The organism is Kitasatospora sp. NPDC022856 (assembly GCF_055561235.1).
Genome location: NZ_JBVHHE010000014.1, coordinates 65,016 through 89,588, shown reverse-complemented (window position 1 = coordinate 89,588; position 24,573 = coordinate 65,016). Strand labels below are relative to the sequence as shown.

Genomic DNA, 24,573 nt, shown 5'->3' with positions numbered 1-24,573 from the left:
CCCCCCGACGCGAAGGAAGGCAAGCTCGTGTCCCTGCTCGGCCGAGCCAAGCGCGGTCCCGCCGCCCCGCCCGGGGTCCGCCGGGTGGTCCGCCTGAACAACGGCTTCCAACTGCTGTTCAACCTGCTGTGGTGGATGCCGGTCTTCTACGAGTACCAGCGGCAGGCCGGCCTGTCGGACAGCCAGATCTTCGGCATCCAGAGCGTCTACTACGTCGCCTTCTGCCTGCTGGAGGTCCCCACCGGCTTCATCGCCGACCGGATCGGGCAGCGGACCTGCCTGCGGCTCGGGGCCGCGGTGATGACGGCCGCCAACCTGGTGCCGGTGGCGCTGCCCTCCGCCACCGGCTTCCTGCTGCACTTCCTGGCGATCGCCGCCGCCCGCTCCCTGGTCTCCGGTGCCTCCAGCGCCTACCTCTACGAGTACCTGCACGCCGAGGGCGCCGGAGAGCGCTACGTGCAGGCGGAGGGCACCGCGCGGGCCCTCGGCCTGTGGGCGAAGATCGCCTGCTGGCCGCTGGTGGGCGTGCTGATGGGTACGGTCCACCAGGCGCCCTACCTGCTGACCGCCGCCTGCACCCTCGGCTCCCTGGCCTGCGCCGCCGCGTTGCCGGCGCTGCCCCCGCCGCCCTCGGCGCCTCCGCCGGCCGGGGCCGTGCCCGGCGGCGGGTTCCTGGACTCCGTGCGTCAGGCGTGGAAGGTGCTGCGGACCTCCCGGGCCCTGGGACCGCTGATGGTCCAGGGCGTGGCGATCTTCACCCTGGCCCGGATCTGCCAGGTCAACCTGTTCCAGCCGCTGCTGCTGGCCAGGGCCGTCCCGGTCGCCGACCACGGCGCGGTGCTCTCCGCGATGACGGTGGCCGAGGCGCTGGGCTCCTCCCGGCCCGGCTGGATCCGGGCCAGGCTCTCGGACACCGCGGCCGTCACCGTGCTGAGCCTCGTGATGGCCGGATCGCTGGCCGCCACCGCCCTGTCCGGTGCGGCGGCGACCATCGCGTGGCTGTGCGTGTTCGCCGCCGCCACCGGCCTCGCCTACCCGGTCCAGCGCTACCTGATCAACGCGGCCATCCCGCCGACCCCCTACCGGGCGACCCTGCTGTCCCTGGAGTCGATCATCGACCGAGGGGTGTGCGCCCTGGTGGCACTCGCCGTCGGCGCCTACCTGGCGGCGGACCGGCTCGACGGGCTGCTCCTGCACGCCGCCCTGGGCACCTGCGTCCTGCTGGGCGCCGTCGCGTTGGCGCTGCGGCTGGTCCGGCGCCGCCCCGGTCCGGGAGCGGACACCGGCACCCCGTCGGACCGGGCGCTGTCCCGGTAGCCGCTCCACCGCGCCCGTCCCGGCAGTGTCCGTGCGGCGAACGGGCGGCGGGGGCTGCGGCGGGGCCGACCGGACGCCCGGGCGCCCGGGCCGGCCCGGGTCACGCCCCCGAGGGGCCGGTCCAGTCGGCCGGCACGTGGCCGAGGCGCACGCGCTGCGGGTGGTCGCCGACCGGTACGGAGACGGTCTTCCGTCCGGTCGCGAAGTCGATCGCGGTGACCTGGTCGGCGCCGCTCTCGGAGATCACGCAGGCCGTGCCGTCGCCGCTCACGGTGGCCCAGTACGGTTTCGAGGCGGGCACCAGCGGGCCCTCCTGGAGCGTGGCCCGGTCGACCACGGTCGCGTAGTCGTCCATGGTGCCGGCGACACAGAGCTTGTCACCGGCCGGGCTCATCGACAGGCCGTGGTGGCGCGAGTCGTTGACCCAGGTGGTGCGGTCCTCGCTGGCCGCGGGGTTCTTCGGCAGGGTCTTGACCCGGGTGATCCGGTCGGCGGCGACGTCGTACTCGACCAGGCCGTTGAAGAAGGACACCTGGAAGAAGAGCGTCGACCCGTCCGGGGTGAACGCCGCCGGGCGGATCGCGTCGGAGAGGTCCGAGCGGCCGGCGGCATCCAGCCGCTCCCGCATGTCGATGACCCTGACCGGCGCGAACGTGTCGGCGTCGACCACGGTGATCCGGCGGTCGCCCTTCGTCCAGTCCAGCCACGGCGCGTCGAGGGCGGTGTTGACCTCGCCGATCGACATGTTCCAGATCCGTCGCCCGCCGTCGGTGAAGAGGTTCTCGTGGGGCTTGTCCCCGGTCGCGAACGAGCCGAGTTGCGCGCCGGTGCGGACGTCCAGCACATGGACCGTGTTGGAGGTGGAGGCGGAGACCGCCACGCGGGTGCCGTCCGGGGAGAGCGCCATGTGGTCCGAGCGGTAACCCGACACGGGAAAGCGCCAGTTGATCCGCCCGGTGGCGAGGTCGATGGAGACGACGTCGGCGAAGCTCGGGCGCGAGACGACCACCGCGGACCCGTCCGGGGTGGAGTACATGTCGTCGACGAACTGGTCGTGGCCCTCGCCCGGGCCCAGCCGGACGCCCAGGAAGTAGGCGAGTTTGACGGGGTTGAGGTAGATCTCGGTGAGCCGCTGGTCCTTGTCGGGGACGACGTTGACACGGCCGATCCCGGCCAGGTCACCGGTGGAGCGGATGACGTCCGCGGTGCCGTCCCAGTTGTTGCCGACGAACATCACCTCGCGCAGGGCGCGCACGTGCCCGGGGGCCGGCCCGGCCGTCGCGGCGGCCGGGGCGACGGCGGCGAGGGGCAGGACGAGGGCGGCCGCGAGGGCGCCCACGGCGGCCCTGACGGGCCGGGACCGGCGGGACGGGCGGGCGTCGGACGATAACGCGTGCGGGGACATCGCCGCTCCTTCGCGCAGACGCGCAGAGTGGGGGGTGGGCGTCGGTCGATTGCGTTACTCGACGGTAGGGAAGGCCCCCTCCTTCTGCCAAGACGTCTGCGCGCACCAATTGGGGGAGGGCCACCGCCCGCCGGCGGTGGCCCGGCGCACTCGTCCTGGGCCGGGCCGGGGCCGCACGGCCGCCCGCCCCCGGCACCCGGGCCGGTGCTCACGCCTCCCGGCGGCGGCGGAAGATGGCGCGGATCGCGAAGACGATCGCGACGACGAGCCCGACGGCGAACAGCACGATCAACAGGATGACGACGAGGACGGCTATGCCGAGCTTCTTGAAGAAGCCGCCCTTCTTCTTCTCCTTCTTGTCGCCGGCCGCGAGCGCGCCGGCCCGGGCCGCGCGGTTCTCGACCGGCTGCGCGACGGCGGGCGCCGCGCGGTCCCCCGCCCGGTCGACGCCGGACTCCGCGGGCCGGGCGACGGATCCGGCCGCGTGGACCGCGGCCGGCGCGGCCGCGGCGACGCCCGGCGAGCCCAGCATCAGGCCTGCCAGAACGAGGGCGGGGACGACTCTCGCGATGATGCGCGACTTCACTGTTCCTCCTGCTGTTTTCCATGGTGTCCTGCGGGCGCGGCTCTCGGCCTGGGCACGCTCCGTCAGAGGCGGGCCTCCGGACAGCGCCCGGTGGCACGTCGTCAGGGAGCCTCCGACACCCCGGCGGCGGCGCCCACCCGCGCCGCCGACGCCGGCCGCAGAGTTCGCGCTCCGTCACGGCCGCGGTGGTCCCGGCTGCCGATCCGCGTGCGCCGACCGTCACTCCGGGCCAGGACGTGCCCGCCACCGACTCGGCCCTCCGGGCGGAGCCCGAGCGGTGGGACCACGGTCGCTTCCCCCGGAGCACTCGATCGGTACTGCGTCGGCACGGGTGCGTCGGTGTCGCCACCAGGTCGCGCCCCGGCCGGGCCGGTGCGGCCCGCTGCCAGCCAAAATCTACAGGACTGTAGAGGATGGGTGAAACCGGCCGCTCGCGCCGAGGCCCTCACGCCGCCGCCCCGGCCGTGGTGGGTCGCTGAGGTGGGTTCAGCTGTACGACGGGGCACGGGGGTGTCGGCGGCCGCCGGCCCGAAGGGCCACGGCGTACGACGGAGGTGGGGAGCGGGCCCAGGTCCGCCGCCGGGAGGGGGAGTGGCGGCGGACCCTGGGAACCGCACGGGCGTCGCGCGCGGTCCCGACCGGTCCGGGGGGGGATGGCCCCGATCGGGAGGCGCGACGCCCCGCGGCACTTCTGACCCCGATCGCGTGCGGCAAACCCCCGTACCGCGGTCGAGTTCGGAAACCGTCTGCCCGGCGCCGCGTCGCGGCGGGCGCCCGCCCTACCCGGTGCGACGCGCCGGACGTGTCGGCCCGGCCGGTGAGCCCTGAGGGCAGGGCCCCGGGGCGCTGGACGCCTCCGCTCACCGGCGGGTGGAGCCGCAGGTGACGGCGCCCCTGAAGTACACGTCGTGGCGGGGGAGTCGGGCTTCGCCGACGGCACCGGCAGAAGCTCGCGGCCGTCCCACGGCCCGCGGGCCGCGTCCCGCCCCGGGGGCCGTGGGACGGCCGGGCCCGAGCCTAGGCTGTCCGCATGCATCCTCGCCTCGGTGAAGACCTCGCCCGACTGCCCGAACTCCTCGACGCGGTCGGCGATCGCGCCGCGCACGTGCTCGCGGGCCTCGCGGACCGGCCGGTGGTGACGCCCGGCGCGCCCGGGCCCGTGGAGCCGCTGCCCGACGAGGGGAGCGGCACCGACGGCGCGCTGAAGCTGTTCGCCCAGCGCTGGGAGCCGGGGTTCAGCGGCAGCGCCGGCCCCCGTTACCTCGGCTTCGTCACGGGCGGGGCGACCCCGGCCGCGCTCGCCGGTGACTGGCTGACGGCCGCCTTCGACCAGAACGTCAGCAACCGGACCGGCTCGGCCGCGGCCGACCTGGAACAGGAGACCATCGGCTGGCTCCGCGGCCTCTTCGGCCTCGGCGAGGCCCACGCGGGCGTCTTCGTCAGCGGCGCGACGACCTCGAACCTCGTCGGCCTCGCCGTCGCCCGTGAGTGGGTGGGCGAGCGGCGCGGCGTCAGCGTCACCCAGGACGGCCTCGCCGCCCTCGGGCCGGTCGACGTCCTGTCCGGCGCCGCGCATTCGAGCATCGGGAAGGCGCTGTCCGTGCTCGGACTCGGCCGGGGCGCCCTGCGGCAGGTGCGGACGCTGGACGGGCGGGAGGCGGTCGACGTGGCCGCGCTCGCCGACGAACTCGCGGCACTGGACGGGCGTCCGGCCGTGGTGGTCGCCAACGCCGGCACGGTCAACACCGTCGACTTCGACGACCTGCGGGCGATCGCCGCGCTGCGCGAGCGGTACCCGTTCTGGCTGCACGTCGACGCCGCGTTCGGCGCCTTCGCGGCGCTCTCGCCGGCCCACGCGCACCTGGTCGACGGTCTGGACGCGGCCGACTCGGTCTGCGTGGACCTGCACAAGTGGCTGAACGTCCCGTACGACGCGGCCGTGCAGTTCACCCGCCGCCGGGACCTCCAGGTGGCCGCCTTCCACAACGCCTCGCCGTACCTCGGCGCCCCGACCGGCGACCCGGACCCGGTGCACCTGGCCCCGGAGAACTCCAGGCGGCTGCGGGCCCTGCCGGCCTGGTTCGCGCTCACCGCCTACGGCCGGGCGGGCCACCGGGAGATCGTGGAGCGCAACTGCGCCGAGGCGGCCCGGCTGGGCGCGTCCCTCGCCGCGGATCCGGCCTTCCGGCTGCTCGCGCCGGTGCGCCTCAACGTGGTCTGCTTCACCCTCGCCGGGCGGCCCGCGCAGCAGGACGTCGACGCCCTGCTGCGCCGCGTCGCGGCCTCCGGGGAGGCGTTCCTGACACCGACGGTGTACGACGGGGTGCCCGCGGTCCGCGCCGCCTTCAGCAACTGGCGCACCACCGCGACCGACACCGATCGCGTCCTGGCGGCGCTGCGCGCGGCGGCCGGCGCGAGCTGACCGGCCGCGGTCGGTGTCGGCGCCGGTGGTCCCCACCCCGATACCCGACGCCCCCGACGCCCCAGACGCCCCAGACGCCCGCGGCCCGTCCACCCGGGTGGGGTGGACGGGCCGCGGGCGCCGGAGGGGCGGATGCCTCAGCTCAGCTGGGCGGGGACGGGGCGCCTGCCGTCGAGGGAGGAGACGCCGATCGGGGTGAGGGCCTCGGGGAAGAGCTGGACGTCGGCGATCTGGCCGGCGGCGTACTCGCCGTAGGCGCCCATATAGAGGCGGCGGCCGAGCTGCAGCGGACCGGTCGCGTTCCAGACCGTGCCCGCGTACTCGGCGGTGCCCGCGAGCGAGCCGTCGACGTAGAGGCGCAGGTCGGCGGAGTCCGCGTCGTAGACGCCCACCAGGTGGTACCAGGTGTTGGTCTTCGGGGCGAGGGCGCCGGTGGTGGGCCCGTAGGCGCTGGTGAAGGCGCCGGCGGTGTCGTCGGCGTGGGCGTGGCCGAAGGCGAACGCGTGGGCGCCGCTGGAGTAGTAGAGCTGGAGGGCGTTGGCGCTGGTGCCGGACTGCGAGACGAAGGTGGAGTTGGCGGTGAGGCTGGTGAGCCGCACCCAGGCGGACACCGTGTAGCTGCGGCTGGTGTCCACCGCCGGACCGGCGGCCGCCGCGTACGCGGTGGAGCCGTTCAGGTTCAGGATGCCGCCGCGGGCCGGGTCGGTGCCGAGGGCGGCGCCGCCGTTGAGGGTGAGCGCACCGGTCGGGCGGATGCTGTCCGCGGTGCCGTCCAGCTTCCACCAGGCCGAGGGCTGGCGGACGTTGCCGATGCCGACCGGGTTCCCGAACTGGGCCAGGCCGCCGGCCGGTGCCGCGCCGGGGTACTCGGTCAGCCGGCCGGAACGGGAGCCGGCGTAGAGCGCCGGGTACCCGGTGCCCTGCACGTCACCCGGGGAGGCGACGGTCGGGGCGTCCCGGTCGCCGACGCCGATCGGCAGCACCTTCTGCGCGGCGGGCAGCACGTTGCCGGTGGTGGCGGCCCACTTCTGGTCGGCGATGTTCATGCAGTCGTAGATGATCACCTGGGTGCGCGGGTTGCGGTTGCTCGCCGGGTCGGCCAGGCAACGGCCGGACTGCGGGTTCTTCAGCGTGCCCGGGTACGGTCCGGGGGCCCACTGCTGGGCGCCGGTGTTGTTGCACTGGTAGAGCTGCACGAGGGTGTTGTTGGCGGTCTCGCCCTTCTGCACGTCCAGGCACTTGCCGAGCGCGTGGATGCTGCCGTCCGCGCCGAGCGCGAACTGCTGCGCGTCGGTGCCGTTGCAGGTGTACATCTGGGCCGCGGTGCCGTTGACGGTCCTGCCGCCGGCGATGTCCAGGCAGAGGTTCTTGTTGGCGGTGTCCAGCACGCCGGAGACCAGCGGGGCGTGGGTCGGCGCGGCGATCTTCGTGGTCGGCAGGCCGGCGTCGAAGGTCAGGGGGAAGCTGCTGACCGCGCCGGTGGCGTTGTCCCGGGCCCACAGGGTCGGCACGCCGCCCACGGTGCCGGGGGCGAGCAGCGTGGTGCCGGACCAGTCGCCGGTGCCGATCCGGACGCCGGCCCCGAGGTTGCAGCCGGCCTGGAACGTCCCCGGGTAGTACCAGAGTTCGCCCTTGTCGACGGTGACCAGGTCGGGGGCGTCGGCGAACTGGGCGAGCTTGCCGGGGGCGAGCAGCTGGGTGACGTTCTTCCAGGTGCCGTCCGAGCCCTTGGCCGGGCAGGAGGAGGAGTTGCGGATCGGGATCACGTTCTGGGTGAGCGTGAAGTGCCCGGTGACGCCGCCGGGGGTCACGGCGTCGTTCTGGTAGAGGTACAGCTCGTGGGTCGCCCTGGAGTAGGCGAACAGGTCGTCGACGTTGGTGCCGGTGGCGGTGCCCCGGTGGGCGACCAGGTAGTTGTCCCACCCCGTGCCGTCCGGGCTCTGGGCCTTGGCGGAGGCGCTGACGGGCGGTCCGGCCGGGTCGGCGTTGCCGCGGACCAGGACGAGGTCGCCGTCGGTGGTCGGGGCGAGCAGGTCGGGCACCGCGTCGCCGTCGGCGTCGCCGGCGGTCACCTTGGTGGCCGGGTTCCAGGGCGCGAAGAAGCTGTACTGGCCGACGGTGCCCTGGGTGTTGCCGGCGTTGTCGACGGCCCGGACGAACAGGGTGTGGGCGCCCCACTGGGCGGCGCTCAGCACGATCGGGACGTCGCCGGTGGCGCTGCCGCCGGTGGTGGGGACGGCGTTGACCGCCGCGGCGCCGTTGGCCGGGATGTTGGCGTCCAGCGAGTACTCGAAGCGGTCGATGCCGCTGCTGACGCAGCTGCCGCGGGTGCAGCCGGTGGGCGTCGGGTCGTTGGAGGTCACCGTGATCTTGACTCCGGTGTCACCGGCGTGGCCGGTGGGCGCCTTGTCGCCGCCGAGCGGCGGGAAGACCGGGGAGTCGGTGAAGGACGGGATGCTCGGCGCGCTCAGGTCGGTCTTGAAGTAGCAGTTGGCGGTCCAGCCGCTCGCCAGGGTGCCGTCCTCGGCCTTGACGTGCCACCCGTACTGGTGGCCGTCCGCGACCTTGAAGCCGATGTTGACCCGGGTGGTGCCGCCGTTGCTGACCCAGCTGCTGACCGGGGCGCCCTTGTCGGTCGAGCCGCCGTCGGCGGCCGCCGTCTTGGTGTCCCAGACCTCGTACCGGGCGCGCAGGTTGACCCCGCTCATGTCGGTGGTGAGGTGGGCGTTGAGGGTGATGTCGGAGGCGTCCCCGGCCAGGCCGGACTGGCCGATCCAGCCGTCGGCCGCGCCGGCGCAGCCGTTGCTCGCGGGGGCGCGGGTGGCCGGGGTGGTGCCCAGGTTGTCCGGCGTCTCCGGGGCGATGTCGAACACCGTGGTCAGGTAGGGGTTGTTGGCGAAGCGGACGAAGTCGTTGTTGCTCGTCGACTTGGACTCGTTGCCCCAGAGCCCGAAGGTCCAGCTGTCCTTGACGCCGGAGAGCTTCCTGATCTGGCCGGTCACGTCGAAGTTGACGTCGTGGTTGCCGCACTTCTGGCTGATGTTGGAGCTCTTGACCTGCTGGGTGCCGCCGATGTAGCCGTCGCCGGTGATGTCCGGCTGGTTGTTCCAGCTGGTGGAGCCGCTGATCGGGGTCACCGTCGCGAGCCGGACGCCGGTCTCGTTGTCGCAGTCGAAGGAGGCACCGTAGGTCGAGGTCAGGTGGACCACCGACTTGGAGATCACCATCTTCTTGTCGAGGCCGGCGATGTTCAGCTCGTAGTAGGCGCGGTTCAGGCCGAAGCAGTCCTGCCAGCGCTGGTAGCCGACGCCCTCGCCGTTGTCCTGCGCGTCGTCGTACGGGCTCTGGCTCGCGCAGCCCTCCTTGACGGTGACGAAGTGGCTCTTCTTGCTGGTGATCGGGCTGGTGTACGGGTCGATGTACAGCGGCCAGACGGTGTCGGCGCCGCGGAGCAGGCCGGCGTCGGGGACCAGCGTCAGGGTGTCGGCCGCATGGGTCACCGCGATCCGCTTGACCTGGGCGGAGCTGCCCGGTTCCTCGGGAGTCGACGCCGTGGCGGGGGCGCCGTCCGCGGGGGCCTCCGCCTGCGGTGCGGCTTGCGGCGCGGCCTGCGGTGCGGTCTTCGGCGCCGCCTTGGCGGCCGGGGCCGGGTCCGCGGCGGCCCCGGCCGGGGCGGTCGTCGCCGAGTCCCACATCAGCGGGGTCGGCGAACGGAAGACCGCGCTGCCGTCGGGCGCGGTGACCGCGACCCGGCCGTCCTGGTCGGCCGTCAGCGACAGGCCTCCGCCGACGGAGGTGGTCAGCTTGAGCGAGGCGAGCGCGGGGTTGGCGGCCGCGGCGGCGTCGCGCACGATCAGGACCTCGTGGAAACCGCCCTGGTCGGTGCTGGTGACCTTGAGGTCGACGCCCGGCAGGACGCCGTCGTAGCGCGCGGTGCTGCCGTTCACCACGGGAGCGGGGAGCGGGAACGGGAGGGTGTAGGAGAGCCGTCGCCCGTCCGGGTCGGTGAGGGTGGCCAGTGGCCCGTCGCCCCCGCCGGAGAGGGCCAGCGCGGAGGGGGTGGCCGCGGGGGAGAGGGTCCCGTCGCCGTTCCTGGTCAGCGTGGCGTCGACGTCCCTCCAGTGGCCGTCCTCGCGCACCCGGGCGGGCTGCAGGTGGGTGGTGGCGGTGAAGGTGCCGTCGGCGTTGGCGACGGTCCGCGACGTCTCGGTGGTGAGGCTGTCGACGGTCACCGGCCGGCCGGTGCGCGCGGCCTCGGCCTTGGCGGCCGCCAGCGGCGAGTCGGCGGCCGGGCCCGTCGTCGTGCTCGCGGATCCGGCGGCCGGATCGTCCGCGAGCGCCGGTCCGGCACTGCCGAGCAGCAGGCCGGTGACGGCCGCCGACAGCGCCAGACGGCGTGTCAGTGTGCGCGCCGGATTTCTCCGGACGCGGAGGTGCTCCCCCATGGATCGCCCTTTCAGGGACCGGAGGCGGACGAACCCGGGCGCCGTTGTGTTCCTCGTCACAGAACGGCCCCCCGTGGCCCCCCGCCACGTGTCGGAATTGCGGTCTTTACTCACCCCTGGCGCCGCCTGTGAAGACTCTTTGGGGTCTGTGTGACGGAAGGGGACAGAGTGACTGCTGGGGAAGGGTATTGCTCTGACCCTGCCATGGCAATACGGTTCCGGTCGGCCGAACGTGCCGTCAGCTGGTGATTCGTCAGTTCACCGGCTCTCTGATGTGCCTTCAGGGGGAATACGCATGCGCGCAGGACCGCGCGGAATTCGAGGTGCCCGGAAACGGGCCTGGGTGGAACGGGCGACCGTCGCGATAGCGACGGCCGCCGTCTTCTCGTTGGCGACCCCGCTCGCCGTCGCCGACGTCGTCGGCGGCTATCAGTACACGGACAAGCTCTGGGGCGCGGACCCGCTCCCCGACCAGGCGAAGGTCCCGGGCAGCCCGGTGAGCGGCCGGGGGTCGGTCGTCCCGGCCCCCGCGATCCCGCCCGGTGCCCGTGAGCTGGTCCCGCACGTGGTGAAGCCCGTGCAGTGGCCGGCGGCCGCGACCGCCACCGTCGACCTGGGGAACACCCCCGAGGTGCGCAGCCTGGCGGCGCCCGCCGGGAAGGCGAAGGCCGGCAGCCTGCCGGTCTCGGTCTCGCCCGCCGCCCCCGCGGCGCTCGGTGCCCGGGCCAAGTCCCTGGCGCCGTCGGTCGCCCCGCTCAGCGCCGTCTCCTCGGTCCGGGTGGACCTCGCCGACCGGGGCCGGGCCAAGCGGGCCGGCGTGGACGGCCTGCTGGTCGGCCTGGACCGGGCCGACGCCCGCGCGGAGAGCGGCAGCGTCGCGGTCTCCCTCGACTACGGCGGCATCGAGCAGGCGTACGGCGGTGGTTGGGCCTCCCGGCTGCAGCTGGTGGCGATGCCCGCGTGCGCGCTCACCACGCCGCAGCTCGCCGCCTGCCGGACCCGCACGCCGATCGAGGCGGTCAACGACCCGGTCGGCCGGAAGCTGAGCGGTACGGTCGTGCTCGCAGCGGCCGGTGGCACCGCCGGGGCGGCGAAGCCGGGCAGCGCCTTCGCCGCCCCGGCGGCGCTGGCGGCCGCCCGGTCCGGCGGGGTCGCGGTGGCGGCCGTGGCGAGCAGCGGCGGGTCCCAGGGCGACTACGGCGCGACGTCGCTGTCCGCCTCGGGTGCCTGGTCCGCGTCCGCCTCGGGCGCGTTCACGTACCGGTACCCGATCACCGCGCCCCCGTCCCTGGGTGGCGCGGCGCCGACCGTCGGACTCGCCTACGACTCGCAGTCGGTGGACGGCGAGACCTCCGCGCGCAACTCGCAGTCGTCCTGGGTCGGTGACGGCTGGTCCTACAGCCCCGGCTTCATCGAGCGCTCGTACAAGACCTGCAAGGACCAGGGGATCGAGGACTCGGGCGACTCCTGCTGGGCCGGCTGGAACGCCACGATCTCGCTCGGCACCCACAACGGCCAGCTGCTGCGGGACTCGGACGGGACGTACCACCTCCAGACCGACGACGGCACCAGGATCGAGCGGCTGACCGGAGCCACCAACGGCCTCTGGCAGGGCGAGTACTTCAAGGTCACCACGACCGACGGCACCGCCTACTACCTCGGCCTCAACCACGCTCCCGGCGGCAGCACGGACGACGCCACCGGCAGCGCCTGGGGCATCCCGGTCTACCACCCCAAGTCGGACGATCCCTGCCACAGTTCGGACAAGGGCGACGACTCGCAGTGCGACAAGCCGGTCGGCTACCGGTTCAACCTGGACTTCGTGGTCGACCCGCACGGCAACGTACAGCGCTACGACTGGTCGACCGAGTCGAACTACTACAACATGGGCTTCGGCCAGATCCCGGACGAGGACAAGGACGACAAGGGCGGCACCCTCACCCAGTACACCCGGGGCGGCCACCTCACCCAGATCTCCTACGGCTACCAGCTGGCGGACGCCCGGGCGGGCCGTGAGCCGGCCGCCAAGGTGGTCTTCCGCACGGCGCAGCGCTGCACCACCTCGGACAGCGTCTGCAAGGACGGCAACCTCTCCTCGGACACCGCCGCCAACTGGCCGGACACCCCGTACGACCTGAACTGCCCCTCCGACTGGAAGACCAAGATCGGGGAGGAGGGCGACACCGAAGGCGTCTGCCTGCAGAGCGGTCCCACCTTCTGGCAGACGTACCGGCTGAAGGGCATCGACACCAAGGTCCGGACCTCCTCGGGCTGGCAGGACGTCGACAGCTACGAGCTGAAGCAGGTCTTCTCGGACGCCGGCGGCACCTACGACCCGGTCACCGGCAAGACCCAGGACCCGAAGTCCAGCGGCTCGCTGCAGTCGGTGATGTGGCTCTCGGAGATCGTCCACACGGGCAAGGACACCTCTGCCGGGGGCGACGACCCGATCTCCCTCGACCCGGTCACCTTCGTCGGCATCGAGACGGACAACCGGGTCGACGGCCTCACCCCGGCCGCCCCGCCGCTGTTCCACCCGCGGATCTCCAGCGTGCAGACCGAGACCGGCGAGTCCGTCGCGGTCACCTACCGGGCGCCGGAGTGCTCGCGCGAGAAGAACACCATGCCGGCCTCGGCCGACTCCAACACCATGGCCTGCTACCCGGTGTTCTGGAACACCCCGGGCGGTGTGGAGCCGATCGAGGACTGGTTCCACAAGACCCTGGTCTCCAAGGTCACCTCCAGCGACCGGACCAAGGCCGGCTCGCCCGCCAAGGTGACCGACTACAGCTACTCGGGCGGTGCCGCCTGGCACCGCGACGACTCCGAGCTGACCGACGACAAGCACCGGACGTGGAACGAGTTCCGCGGCTACCGGACCGTCACCACCACCACGGGCGCCGCCCCGGACCCGACCACCCAGAGCACCGTCTCCTACCTCCAGGGCATGGACGGCGACTACCGCAAGGACGGCACCCGGCGCAGCGCGAAGGTGACGAACTCGCTCGGCGAGGAGATCACCGACAGCGCCTGGCTGGCCGGCACCCCGTTCGAGAGCCAGGGCTTCACCAAGGCCGGCGGCACCGTCGTCACCAAGACGCTGACCGACGTGCCGGACTCGGTGGTCGTGGCGACCGCCGGGCGCACCGCGTGGACCTCGGAGGACCCGAAGCCGGACAAGCTCTCGACGCTGCCCGACCTGACGTCGCGCCGGGTGCGCTCCAGCGGCAGCCGTTCGCTCGGCCTGCTCAGTGACGACCGCACCTGGCGGACCTCCCGGAGCGGCACCACCTTCGACGACCTCGGCCGGATCTGGAAGGCCGACGAGCAGGGCGACCTGTCCGTGCCCTCCCAGCGGACCTGTACGGTCACGACCTACGCCGACGCGCCGTCGGCCAACCCGATGATGCTGGTCTACCCGAAGGAGACGCTCAGCCTCGCCGGCTCGTGCGACACGAAGCCGGGGCAGGGCACCACGCTCAGCCACAAGCGGGTCTACTACGACGGCGACGGGACGGTCACGAACCCCGGCACCCTGGGCCGGCTCGGCCAGCGCTCCGGTTCGCTCGGCCTGGTGACCGCCACCGAGTCGGTCACCGGCTACGACAAGGCCGGCAACCCGCAGTTCCAGGTGCTCGGCGCGATGGCGTACGACCGCTACGGGCGCGTCAGCGACAGCACCGACGCGGCCGGCCGGACCACCACGACCACGTACACGCCGGCCACCGGGCTCCTGCCGACCGCGGTGTCGACCGAGAACCCGCTGAAGTGGAAGGCGACCAGCACCGTCTCGCCGGGCCGCGGCTCGATCACCCACGCGGCCGACGTCAACGGCCGGGTCACCGACTCCGCCTACGACGCCCTCGGGCGCCGGGTGAAGGTGTGGATGCCGGGCCGGAACAAGGCGACCCAGTCGCCCGACCGGACCTTCGCGTACGCGGTCCACGGCGCCGGGGACAGCCCGGACCCGTCCACCGTCACCTCCAGGACGCTGCGCGAGGACGGCACCTACAGCACCGAGGTCACCTTCTACGACGGGACGCTGCAGGCGCGGCAGACCCAGACGACCACCGCGGACAACTCGGTGGGCCGGCTGGTCTCCTCGACCTTCTACGACTCCCACGGGTGGACCGTCTCCGCCATCGCGAGCTACTACGACGCGGCCAACGCGCCGGGCACCTCGATGTGGGCCGAGACCAACAAGACCGGCCCGGCGGTGACCCGGACGTCGTACGACGGCCAGGGCCGGCCGGTCACGGTCCAGCAGGTGTCCTTCGCGAGCACGCTCTGGCAGACCGCCACGACCTACCGGGGCGTGGACCGGGTGGACGTCACGCCGCCGCCCGGCGGCAAGGCGACCACGGCGTACACCGACGCGCTCGGCCGGCGGAGCTCGACCGTGGTGCGCGACACCACGCCGGACCGCAAGTTCACCGGCGGCAGCGTGATCGCCTCCGGGACCTCGGTGGTCTCCCGCAGCGTCCGCCTGGCCATGCAGGCCGACGGCAACCTGGTGCTGACCGCGCTGGTCGACGGGAAGTCCCTGTGGTCCTCCGGGACCGCCGGCCACCCCGGCGCGTACGCGAGCGTCCTCGCCGACGGCAGCCTCGTGGTGCTGGACACCACCGGGAAGACCACGCTCTGGACCAGCGCGAGCGGCGGGCACACCGGCGGCTACCTCAAGGTGCAGGGCGACGGCCGCGCCGTCATGTACGACGGCGCCAACACCCAGCTCTGGTCGGCCGGCCCGGTGGGTGCCGCGGCCGCGGACATCACCACCACCTTCGGCTACACCCCCCGCGGCCAGGTCGAGACGGTCAAGGACACGGTGGGAAACACCTGGTCCTACACCTACGACGTGCAGGGCCGGGTGGTGGCCCAGACCGACCCCGACAGCGGCAGCTCCAGCAGCACCTACGACCCGCTCGGCCGGGTGCTGACCGTCAAGGACGGCCGCGGCCAGGTGCTGTCGTACAGCTACGACGAACTCGGCCGCAAGACGGCGGAGTACACCGGTGACACGCCGGGCGACCCGGCGAAGGCGCTCGCCGAGTGGACGTACGACTCGCTCGGCAAGGGCATGCCGGTCTCGTCCACCCGCTACGTGGGCGGCAAGAGCGGCAGCGCCTACGTCAAGAAGGTCAACGGCTACAACGCGGTCGGCCAGCCGACCGGCACCACCACGGTGATCCCCGCGGTCGAGGGCAACCTCGCCGGGAGCTACAGCACGACGGCCTCCTACACCGAGACGGTCAGCCTGCTGGCGTCGACCACCTTCGGCACCGAGGCGGGCCTTCCCGCGGAGACGGTCGGCTACGGCTACAACCTCCAGGGCAAGCTGGTCGCGATGGGCACGCCCAGCCGGCCGTACATCGCCACCGTCGCCTACAGCCCGCAGGGCCAGGTCCTGCAGACCACCCTCGGGACACCGAGCAAGCAGCTGCGGACCGCGCAGACCTGGGACCAGGCCACCGGCCGGCTGGCCACCAACCGGGTCACGCTGCAGAGCAACACGGCCAACCCGATCTCGGCGACCACCTACGGGTACAACGCGGCGGGCAGCGTCACCGCGGTCTCCGACGTCCAGTCCAGCGGGGGCACCGACCGGGTCACCGACACCCAGTGCTTCGGCTACGACGCGCAGAACCGGCTGACCACCGCCTGGACGGACACCAAGGGCCTGGGCGCGGTCACGGCCGGGCAGCTCACCAAGTGCGCCACGGCGGCACCGTCGCCGGGCACCATCGGCGGGCCGTCCCCGTACTGGCTGGACTGGCAGTTCAACCAGCTCGGTGACCGGACCCAGCAGGTCGCCCACGATGTGAAGGGGGCGGCCACCAAGGACGTCACCCAGACCATCACCTACCCGGGCGCCGGCGTCACTCCCGCGAAGAAGCCCAACGCGGCCAGTGCCGTCACCACCACCGGGCCGTCCGGCAGCACCACCGTCGTGCCCGACTACGACAGCGCCGGCAACACCAAGACCCGGACCGGGCCCGGCACCAGCCAGGCCTTCGAGTACAACGAGGAGGGCCGCACCAAGGCGGTCACCACCAACGGCACGGAGGCGGGCTACCTCTACGACGCCGACGGCAGCCTGCTGATCCAGCGCAACCCGGGGACCAACCTCCTCTACCTGTTCGGCGGCGCGGAGCAGCTCAGGCTCGACACCGTCAAGAAGACCGTCACCGGCCTGCGGTACTACCACAGCCCGGACGGCACGGTGATCGTCCGCTCCTCGGCCGGCACCGTCAGCTACCAGCCGACCACCCCGCACGGCACCGCCCAGCTCCAGGTCGACGGCGCGAGCCTGGCCGTCGTCCGGCGGGCGTACGACCCGTACGGGAACGCGCGCGGCGCCGCGCCCGCGGCCTGGGCCGACAACCGGGGCTACCTCGGCAAGCCCACGGACGCCACCAGCGGGCTGGACCTGCTCGGGGTGCGCGTCTACGACCCGATGATCGGACGGTTCCTCACCGTCGACCCGGTCTTCGAGTCGGGCGATCCCAACCAGATGGGCGGCTACGGGTACGCGGCCGGCAACCCCACCTCCGGCAGTGACCCCAACGGCCTCTGGTGGAGCTGGGGCGACGTCGGGAGCTTCTTCACCGGCGTCGGCGACTCGATCGTCGGCGACCCGTACCAGTGGAGCGTCAACACCCTCTCCGACTGCTGGAACTCCTTCGCGGACATCGCCAACGGCGACAACCAGGTGTTCAACGACATGTTCGGGTACTCCAACGAGTCCCCGTTCAGGCTCGGCCACACCGGGTACGTCGACGACACGCCGCTGGCGGACCTGTTCGAGGTGGACACCAGCTCCACCTCGTACTTCGCGGGCCAGGTCACCGGTGTGGTCGGCTCGTTCGCGATCGACGGCTACGGCGCGGTCAAGGCGATCAGTGGCGGCGTCAAGGCCGTCAAGGCGATCAAGACGGCGGTGTCCGAGGGAGAGGACGTCGTCAGCGCGGTCAAGAAGCTGCTCTCCGGCGACCTGCCCACCACCACCAAGGCGGACCCGGCTCCGACCACGCCGAAGACGGAGAAGCCGAGCAGCCCGAAGTCCGGCACCGGCAAGGGCGGCGACGACCCGGGCGCTCCGGCCTCCGAGACGCCGGCGGCCGGCAAGGACGCCGGGCGCCCCAGCGGCGGCGGCTCGCCCGACAGCGGCGGCGGCACCGGTACCAAGGGGCCGAAGCCCGGCAAGGCGGAGGACACCCTGGCGGGGGCGAACCCCGGCGGCTACACCGACAACTGCGGCGCCTGCGCCCAGGCCGGCGACAGCCGTCTCGCGGGCACTCACGACGGTGCCACGGCCTGGGACAGCGGCATCCTCGCCCCGGAGGAACTGGAGTACAAGTACGACTCCCTGTTCCACATGACCGAGGGGGTCGACGACATCAGCCACCAGCTGACCGTGCTCGGCTACGGCACCCGGGGCATCGTGTTCGGCTGGACCGACGGCGTCGACGTCGGCCACTACTTCAACGTGGTGAACGACGCCGGTGTGATCAAGTTCCTCGACTACCAGAGCGAGACGCACGCCGTGACCTCGCAGTGGGAGAATCTCGAAATGATGATCACATGGTGGTGAGCCAGGAGAGGAAGCGGATGGTGAGCACGGACCAGGAGTCGGCCCGGCTGGCGGCGGACGCGTACTGCCGCGAGCGGGTCCGCGGCTGGGACGAGCGCGCGTACCGGCTGCGGATCGACGAGACGGTCGCCGTCGAGGGCGCCTACGTCTTCGGCTACCTGCCGACGGTCCCCGACGCGCGCGGGCGACTGCGGGTCGGCGGGAACCTCCCGGTGATCGTGGACCGGGAGACCGGCGCGTGCCGCTTCGTGGCCGGCGTCCCGGAGTACTTCGCACTCCGGGACGCGGCGAAGCCGCAGGACTGACCCCTCCCGAGGCCGGTGCCCGGGTGCGCTACGGCGCACCCGGGCACCGGCCTTTCACGACGGCCCGTGCGGACCACCCCGTCGGAGGTGACGGGGAGGCCGGTGACCTGGGCATGGCTGGAATCTGTTGCGCAATATGACCTGTGACATTGTTCTGTCACCCATTCGATGGCAGGATCCGTGTCGATTTCCTTCGTTCAGCCCGACCTCACGTCAGGCTGCCCCCACTCGCAGAAGGACTCGGCGTGCAACTGCGCATACGGCTCTCCACCCTCGCGGCCGGCGTCATCGCCTGCTGCGCCACGGCCACCGCCGTGCCCCCGGCCCAGGCCTTCGCGGCACCCGCCGCCGACGGACCGATCCGGATCGCGACGGTCACCCCGACCGCCGCGACCGCCGGCGCCCCGAAGCCGGCCGGCCCCTCGGGCCCCGGCAGGGCGACGGCCCGGTCCGAGGACCTCGCCGCCCCCGCCGTCCCGATATCCCCGGCACTGCTCAGCGAGACCCTCATGGGCGAGCCGGCTCCGGCCCGCCCCGATTCCGTGGCGGCGCGGTCCCGTTCGGCCGCGCTCGCGGGCGCCGCCGAGCAGAGCTGCACCCCGGCCGACTTCGCCGCCCGCTCCGGTGCCGACCTGGTCGCGTTCCTCAAGAGCTCGACCACGGACTGCGTCTCCTCGCTGTTCGGCAACGGCAGCGCCGACCCGGGCATCTTCAAGCAGGCCCGGATGCTGCCCGTCGCCACCGCGTTCAAGGACCTGGCGGCCGGCTACACCGGCGACAACTCGACCGGCATCCTGCAACTGGTGCTCTTCCTGCGGGTGGGCTACTACATCCAGTCGTACTACCCCGACGCGACCGGCCCGTACGACGCCACGCTCACCAGCGGCGTCAAGGCCGGCCTGGACGCCTTCTTCGCCGGCGCCCGCTGGCACGACGTCACCGAGAACAACGGCGAGGTGCTCAGGGAGGTGCTGACGCTCACCGACAGCGCCAACATCCAGGGCGCCTACCTGAGCGTCTACCAGCGGGTGCTGGACGACTTCGACAACTCCTACAACGCCCTGCCGAAGATGGTCGGTGCGGTCAACTCCGTGCTGCGGTTCCCGCTCTGGCGGGGCAACACGAACCCGGCCTTCGTCAGCGCGCTCGGCGCCGACCCGCGGCTCGTCACCTCCCTCGCGAACTTCGCGGTCAACCACAAGGACCTGCTCAGCGGCCCCAACGCCGTCCTCGACACCAACGCGGGCAACGACCTGGCCCGGATGGCCGGGACGAGCGCCACCGTCGAGGCGGTGGCCAAGCCGCTGGTCAAGCGGGTGCTGGACGCCGCGCCGCTCCTCACGGCCGACGCCCCGCTGTACGTCCACACGGCCTTCCAGGCCACCGTCTACGACAACGGCCAGTGCTCGTACTACGGCATCTGCGACCTGCCCGCCAAGCTCACCGCGGTGGTCCTGCCGCACCAACTGGTCTGTGACAACCGCACCATCCAGACCCAGGCGCTGTCGGCCGCCGAGCTGGCCACCGTCTGCGCGAGCCTGCGCGACGAGGACGCGTTCTTCCACAACGTGGTGAAGGACAACGGCCCGATCCCGAACCAGTACGACAAGACCGTCACCCTCGGGGTCTTCGCCAACAAGACCGACTACACCACCTACTCGTGGGCGATCTTCGGCAACTCGACCGACAACGGCGGCCAGACGGTCATGGACCCGACCGACCCGAACAACCGGGCCGCGAACGTCATGTACCAGAAGGCGTGGAACAACGGCGACCCCGCCCGGGTGTGGAACCTCAACCACGAGTACACCCACTACCTGGACGGCATCTACGACATGAAGGGCAGCTTCGCCACCCAGACGTCCGTCCCGGACATCTGGTGGGTCGAGGGCCTCGCCGAGTACATGTCCTACAGCTACCGCGCCACCACCGACACCGACGCGATGGCCCAGGCGGCCAAGCACACCTACAAGCTCAGCACGGTCTTCCAGAACACCTACGGCAACTCGGACTCGACCCGCGTCTACGCCTGGGGCTACCTGGCCGTCCGGTACATGCTGGAGAAGCACCCCGCCGACGTCCAGGCCATGCTGGGCCGGTTCCGCGTCGGTGACTACACCGGTGGCTACGCGGTCTACAACGGTCTCGGCACCTCCTACGACGCCGACTTCGACGCCTGGCTCACCGCCTGCGCCGCCGGGGCCTGCTACGCGGCGGGCCCGACCGCGCTGTTCGACACGTCGGTGAACGGCGCCACCGTCAGCGCGACCGAGCGGTCCGTCCAGACCGGCCCGGGTCGGATCACCGCCTGGCACTGGACCTTCGGCGACGGCACCTCCTCGGACGAGCGCAACCCGAGCCACACCTACGCGGCCGCCGGCACCTACACCGTCGCCCTGACCGCGACCGACGACACCGGCAGGACCGCCACCACCCCGGCCTCGGTCACCGTGACCGCCGCCCCGGTCACCCTGCCGAACTGCACCGAGCAGCGCGCCGACGCGATGGGCCGGAACTGCTCGCGCACCGGCCGCGCCGCGACCGCCGGCAACACCGACTACCTGTACGTCTACCTGCCGGCCGGCACCTCCACGCTCAAGGTCACCACCTCCGGCGGCACCGGCACCGCGCACCTGTACTACAACCCGGGCACCTGGGCCTCGCCCAGCGCCTTCACCGCCTCCTCCACCGACGCCGGGACCACTCAGTCCCTCACCGTCACCAACCCGACCGCCGGCTACCGCTACCTCAGCCTGTACGCCGTGACCGACTTCAGCGGCGTCACGGTCAGCACGCAGTTCTGACCCCGCGGGCGTTCACGAGCGGCTCCCGGCGGGGTCCGACCGAGTCCTCATCGGGACGTGTCGGCGCTGTCCGGGAGCCGCTCGGTCCGACGGCGGGACCGCCCCTGCTGTGGCCCGGGCCCGGGCCACAGCAGGGGCGGTCGGCCCGTCACACGTAGATCTCGTTGGTGCAGTAGGTCTTCCAGGTCGGGGGAGCCCAGCTGAGGTACTTGGTGCCGCAGAGGTGGAAGCTGTGGACCTGCTCGAACTTCTTCGCGGTGGACTTGCCCCGGTCGACGGCCAGTTCCGGCTGCACGTGTCCGAACGAGTCGGTCACGACGACGGTGGCCTTGAAGTAGGTGCCGGGGTCGGCGGCGTACAGCCACACCCAGCCGGACGAGCAGTTGTCGACCTGGACCTGGATGTTCTCATTGGAGTAGTACTTGGTGCAGCCGGCCGTGGCGGCGGTGCCCGCCGACGCCGGGGCGGCCGACAGGCCGGTCAGCGCGGCGACGGCGAGGCCCAGGGCACCGGCCGTCCTGGCGAGCCCGTTCGACGACTTCCTCATGGTGACGACTCCTCGGGTGTGCTGGTGTGCGGAACGCCTCCACTGTCCCGGCGCAGTCACCCGGGCGGCATCCGTCAGATGACTGCAGGTCGCGCACGTGCCTGACCGACCGCCCCGGAGCCGGCAGCCGTGCACGGTCCTCGCCCGACACCCGGCCCGTGGCGCGTGGAAGAGTCGCCGCGAGTCCGTCCGGACCGCCTCCACCCGCGCCCGCGGCACCTGCTCGACCACGTAGCGGGCGCCGCCCCCCCCGGGGACACCCGACCCGAAGATCAGCAGGCCCCGGCAGTGCCCTGCCGGGGCCGACCTGGTCTTCTCGGGACCACCGCAGAACCTACCGGTGGGCACTGACATCCGCGCGCCGGAGCCTCTCGCCGGGCGCCCGGGGGGTCAGGGACGGTGGCAGCCCTCGCGGCTGGAGGGCCGGCCGGGGGCGAGGCCGCGGACCCGGACGGAGGTCCCGTTCGGATTCTCCCGGTTCGCCGCGGTGGCGCCGAGCCCAAGTCCCCTGGGCGGTGCTTCCGGCCGGCCCGGCCGCCGGACGAGCCGGTCCGCGCGGGTGGCCGACGGGAAATGCCCGATTCCGGGAATTCGACGGTCCGTTTCCGCCCGGTGCTCCTGCTGTTCCGTGGCATGGCTTCGTGGCGAGGAAACGGAGGATAGGTCGTACGTCTGCGGAACGCCTCTTGTGCGGACGGGCGGTGGCGGGTTCCACTCATCCGCCGACGGGTCGCCGCGGCGCCGCGGCCTCGCGTCCCACCGGCTGGTCCGGCCGGCGGGCGGTGCTCCCGTTTCCCCAGGTCGGGGCGGGAATGATCGGCGCGAGTACCGGTTGCGCGGGTGGCGGCCCTGACGCGCCGACAATCACCACTCATGGCCCAGCCGTCCCAGCGGCCCCGTCCGGTGCGCGGAAGGCCGGGTGGATGTGACCGATACGCGGTCAGTTCGTCGCAGCCGTCATTGACCACGCCGCCGGCCGCCCCAATGCTGGGTCGAGTACGACTCAACCGGAGCTCGGTCGAGTTGTACGTATCCGATTCGGTTTCCGATTCGTCCGAGGAGAATTCGTGATCTCGAAAACGAGGAAGTTCGTGAGTGCCGCGGCCGCCACCTTCGCCGCGGCGGCGGCGTTGACGGTGGCGGTGCCGTCCAGCGCGTACGCCATCGACCACGTCGAGTGCCGGGGAGGCGAGAACTTCCTGAAGATCTGGTCGCACCTCGACGGGCGACAGAGCGTGGACTGCTACGCGAACGGGGGCCGCACCGACTTCGGCAGCTGGTGGGTCGACCGGATCTCCACCGGGAACAACGACCTGATCTACTACGACGCCAACGGTGACTCGGTCAGGATCAACCGGTGGACCGACATCACGTTCCCGAACCGTCCGCCGAAGGTGAAGTCCATCGAGATCCTCTGACGGACCGCAGTTCGGACGCGTCGCACCGCCGGCCGGCCGGCCGGCGGTGCGACGCGTGGTGAACCTACGGGTGGGGGCTGGAGAGCCAGGGCGGCCGCCAGGTGGTGCGGCCGAGGCCCGGGGTGGGTCCCCACGTCCCGCGCGCGTACGGCACGGGCGTCGGCGGGTGGTCCACCAGGGGCTGGATCACCCGCCAGGTCTCCTCCACGACGTCCTGCCGGGTGAACAGCGAACGGTCCCCGGTCAGCGCGTCGTTGAGGAGCCGCTCGTAGGGCTCGGGCGGCCTGCCGAGTTCGGCGGCGAAGGACAGGCTGAGGTGGACGCTCCGGGCCGAGCGGCCGGATGCCTCCTTCGAGAGCATGCCCAGCCGCAGCGCCGGGTCCGGGTCGATCCGCAGGACGAGTTCGTTGGCGTCGGGGTGCGCGGGCTGGTCCAGGAAGGCGAGCCGGGGCGGGCGCTTGAAGACCACCCGTACCTCGGTGGCCCTGGCGGCCAGGGCCTTGCCGGCCCTGAGGGAGAAGGGCACTCCGCTCCATCGCCAGTTGTCCACCTCCAGGCCGAGTTCGACGTAGGTCTCGGTCACCGAGTCGGACTTGACGCCGGGTACGTCGAGGTAGCCCTCGTACTGGCCGCGCAGGCAGTGCGCCGGATCGACGCCCGCCGTCGCGCGGAAGACATCGACCCTCCGGTCCCACAGCGCGTCCGGGCCGGGGCCGACCGGCGCCTCCATCGCGACCAGGGCGAGCACCTGGAGGAGGTGGTTCTGGACCACGTCGCGCAGCGCGCCGACCGGGTCGTAGAACGCTCCCCGGTCCTCCACGCCGAAGTCCTCGGCCAGGGTGATCTGCACGGCCGCCACGTGGTCGCGGTTCCAGACCGGTTCGAGCAGCGAGTTGGCGAACCGCAGGAACTGGATGTCCAGCACGGGCTGCTTGCCGAGGAAGTGGTCGATGCGCAGGACGCGGTCCTCGGGCAGCACCCGGTGCAGCCGTGCGTTGAGGGCCCTGGCGGAGGCCAGGTCATGGCCGAAGGGCTTCTCCAGCATCACCGTGGCGTGCGCCGTGAGGCCCGCCGCCGCCAGCGCCTCCACGACCGGGCCGAACAGCGAGGGCGGGATCTCCAGGTAGAAGAGCGGCCTGGCGGCGCCCTCCAGCAGCGCGCTCAGCGCCTGGTAGGTGGCCGGGTCGGTGAAGTCGCCCCGCAGGTAGGAGAGCCGTCGGGCCAGCCGTTCCAGCGCCCCGGCCGCCACCTCCTCACCGGCTGTCCGCAGGGCCTCGCGCAGGGAGGCGACCAGGTGGTCGTGCGACCAGTCCTCCAGGGCCACGCCGATGATCGGGCAGTCCAGGAGGCCGGCCGCCTCCAGGCGGTAGAGCGATCGGAAGGTCATCTTGTGCGCGAGGTCGCCGGTGATGCCGAAGATCACCAGGGCGTCGGCGGTCACCGTCGGGCTCCCGGTCGCACGGATCCACGCCCGCCCGGCCGGCCGCGGCGGGCCGCCCGGGCGCCGGTCGCCTCACCCGGCCCGGCCCCTGACCACGCGGAACCGTCGGACGGCCCCCGCCGCTGCGGCACTCGCACCGGGGCCGTTTCCGTGAGAACACCGCCGGGGCCCCTCAGGTGCGCCCGGCCCGGCCCCGACTGACGATCGCTCATGGAGGGACGATATAACCCGACGTGTCGACTTGCTCGCACTGCGGAGCGGCGTCGCGCCTCGGGTCGCCGGTCACCGG

Annotated in this window: 11 protein-coding genes; 6 read left to right on the top strand and 5 right to left on the bottom strand. The window is 72.6% G+C overall.

The window, feature by feature from the left end; all coding sequences use genetic code 11:
• Nucleotides 1-27: 27 nt before the first annotated feature.
• On the top strand, nt 28-1,317 hold the full coding sequence (locus ACZ34W_RS19275) for an MFS transporter (RefSeq protein WP_465605623.1): 1,290 nt from the start codon (nt 28-30) through the stop codon (nt 1,315-1,317).
• A 100-nt stretch (nt 1,318-1,417) separates the two neighbouring features.
• Here the strand turns inward: ACZ34W_RS19275 and ACZ34W_RS19270 are convergent, their stop codons facing one another.
• On the bottom strand, nt 1,418-2,722 hold the full coding sequence (locus ACZ34W_RS19270) for a YncE family protein (RefSeq protein WP_465605621.1): 1,305 nt from the start codon (nt 2,720-2,722) through the stop codon (nt 1,418-1,420).
• Between the two features lie 208 nt (nt 2,723-2,930).
• The gene (locus ACZ34W_RS19265) at nt 2,931-3,308 is read right to left on the bottom strand and encodes a hypothetical protein (RefSeq protein ID WP_465605619.1); all 378 of its coding nucleotides are present in this window, start codon (nt 3,306-3,308) and stop codon (nt 2,931-2,933) included.
• A gap of 1,030 nt (nt 3,309-4,338) precedes the next feature.
• Between ACZ34W_RS19265 and ACZ34W_RS19260 the strand changes: the two genes are divergently transcribed.
• The gene (locus tag ACZ34W_RS19260; protein WP_465605617.1) at nt 4,339-5,730 is read left to right on the top strand and encodes a pyridoxal phosphate-dependent decarboxylase family protein; all 1,392 of its coding nucleotides are present in this window, start codon (nt 4,339-4,341) and stop codon (nt 5,728-5,730) included.
• Nucleotides 5,731-5,867: 137 nt separating this feature from the next.
• On the opposite strand, the gene ACZ34W_RS19255 is transcribed toward ACZ34W_RS19260, so the two are convergent.
• Entirely contained in the window at nt 5,868-10,175 is a 4,308-nt protein-coding gene (locus ACZ34W_RS19255; protein WP_465605615.1) for a LamG-like jellyroll fold domain-containing protein, read from the bottom strand.
• Between the two features lie 343 nt (nt 10,176-10,518).
• On the opposite strand from ACZ34W_RS19255, the gene ACZ34W_RS19250 reads away from it, so the two are divergent.
• The 3 genes from ACZ34W_RS19250 to ACZ34W_RS19240 all read left to right on the top strand — a co-directional run bounded on the left by ACZ34W_RS19250 (nt 10,519) and on the right by ACZ34W_RS19240 (nt 20,878).
• A complete protein-coding gene (locus ACZ34W_RS19250) occupies nt 10,519-17,769 on the top strand; it encodes an RHS repeat-associated core domain-containing protein (RefSeq protein WP_465605613.1) in 7,251 nt (2,416 codons plus the stop codon).
• A 17-nt stretch (nt 17,770-17,786) separates the two neighbouring features.
• A complete protein-coding gene (locus tag ACZ34W_RS19245; protein WP_465605612.1) occupies nt 17,787-18,074 on the top strand; it encodes a hypothetical protein in 288 nt (95 codons plus the stop codon).
• 245 nt (nt 18,075-18,319) lie between these two features.
• A complete protein-coding gene (locus tag ACZ34W_RS19240; RefSeq protein ID WP_465605610.1) occupies nt 18,320-20,878 on the top strand; it encodes a collagenase in 2,559 nt (852 codons plus the stop codon).
• A 148-nt stretch (nt 20,879-21,026) separates the two neighbouring features.
• Here the strand turns inward: ACZ34W_RS19240 and ACZ34W_RS19235 are convergent, their stop codons facing one another.
• A complete protein-coding gene (locus ACZ34W_RS19235; RefSeq protein WP_329485191.1) occupies nt 21,027-21,425 on the bottom strand; it encodes a hypothetical protein in 399 nt (132 codons plus the stop codon).
• A gap of 1,067 nt (nt 21,426-22,492) precedes the next feature.
• Between ACZ34W_RS19235 and ACZ34W_RS19230 the strand changes: the two genes are divergently transcribed.
• The gene (locus ACZ34W_RS19230) at nt 22,493-22,843 is read left to right on the top strand and encodes a beta/gamma crystallin domain-containing protein (protein ID WP_329485190.1); all 351 of its coding nucleotides are present in this window, start codon (nt 22,493-22,495) and stop codon (nt 22,841-22,843) included.
• A 64-nt stretch (nt 22,844-22,907) separates the two neighbouring features.
• Here ACZ34W_RS19230 and ACZ34W_RS19225 read toward each other — a convergent pair whose 3' ends face one another.
• Nucleotides 22,908-24,284, bottom strand: coding sequence for a glucose-6-phosphate dehydrogenase (locus ACZ34W_RS19225; protein WP_465605607.1), 1,377 nt, complete (start codon nt 24,282-24,284; stop codon nt 22,908-22,910).
• Nucleotides 24,285-24,573 lie beyond the last annotated feature (289 nt).

Excerpts from the sequence above, each read along its gene's own strand:
- ACZ34W_RS19260 (WP_465605617.1), top strand. The coding sequence starts at position 4,339 with ATGCATCCTCGCCTCGGTGAAGACCTCGCCCGACTGCCCGAACTCCTC.
- ACZ34W_RS19270 (WP_465605621.1), bottom strand. The coding sequence starts at position 2,722 with ATGTCCCCGCACGCGTTATCGTCCGACGCCCGCCCGTCCCGCCGGTCC.
- ACZ34W_RS19245 (WP_465605612.1), top strand. The coding sequence starts at position 17,787 with ATGGTGAGCACGGACCAGGAGTCGGCCCGGCTGGCGGCGGACGCGTAC.
- ACZ34W_RS19235 (WP_329485191.1), bottom strand. The coding sequence starts at position 21,425 with ATGAGGAAGTCGTCGAACGGGCTCGCCAGGACGGCCGGTGCCCTGGGC.
- ACZ34W_RS19255 (WP_465605615.1), bottom strand. The coding sequence starts at position 10,175 with ATGGGGGAGCACCTCCGCGTCCGGAGAAATCCGGCGCGCACACTGACA.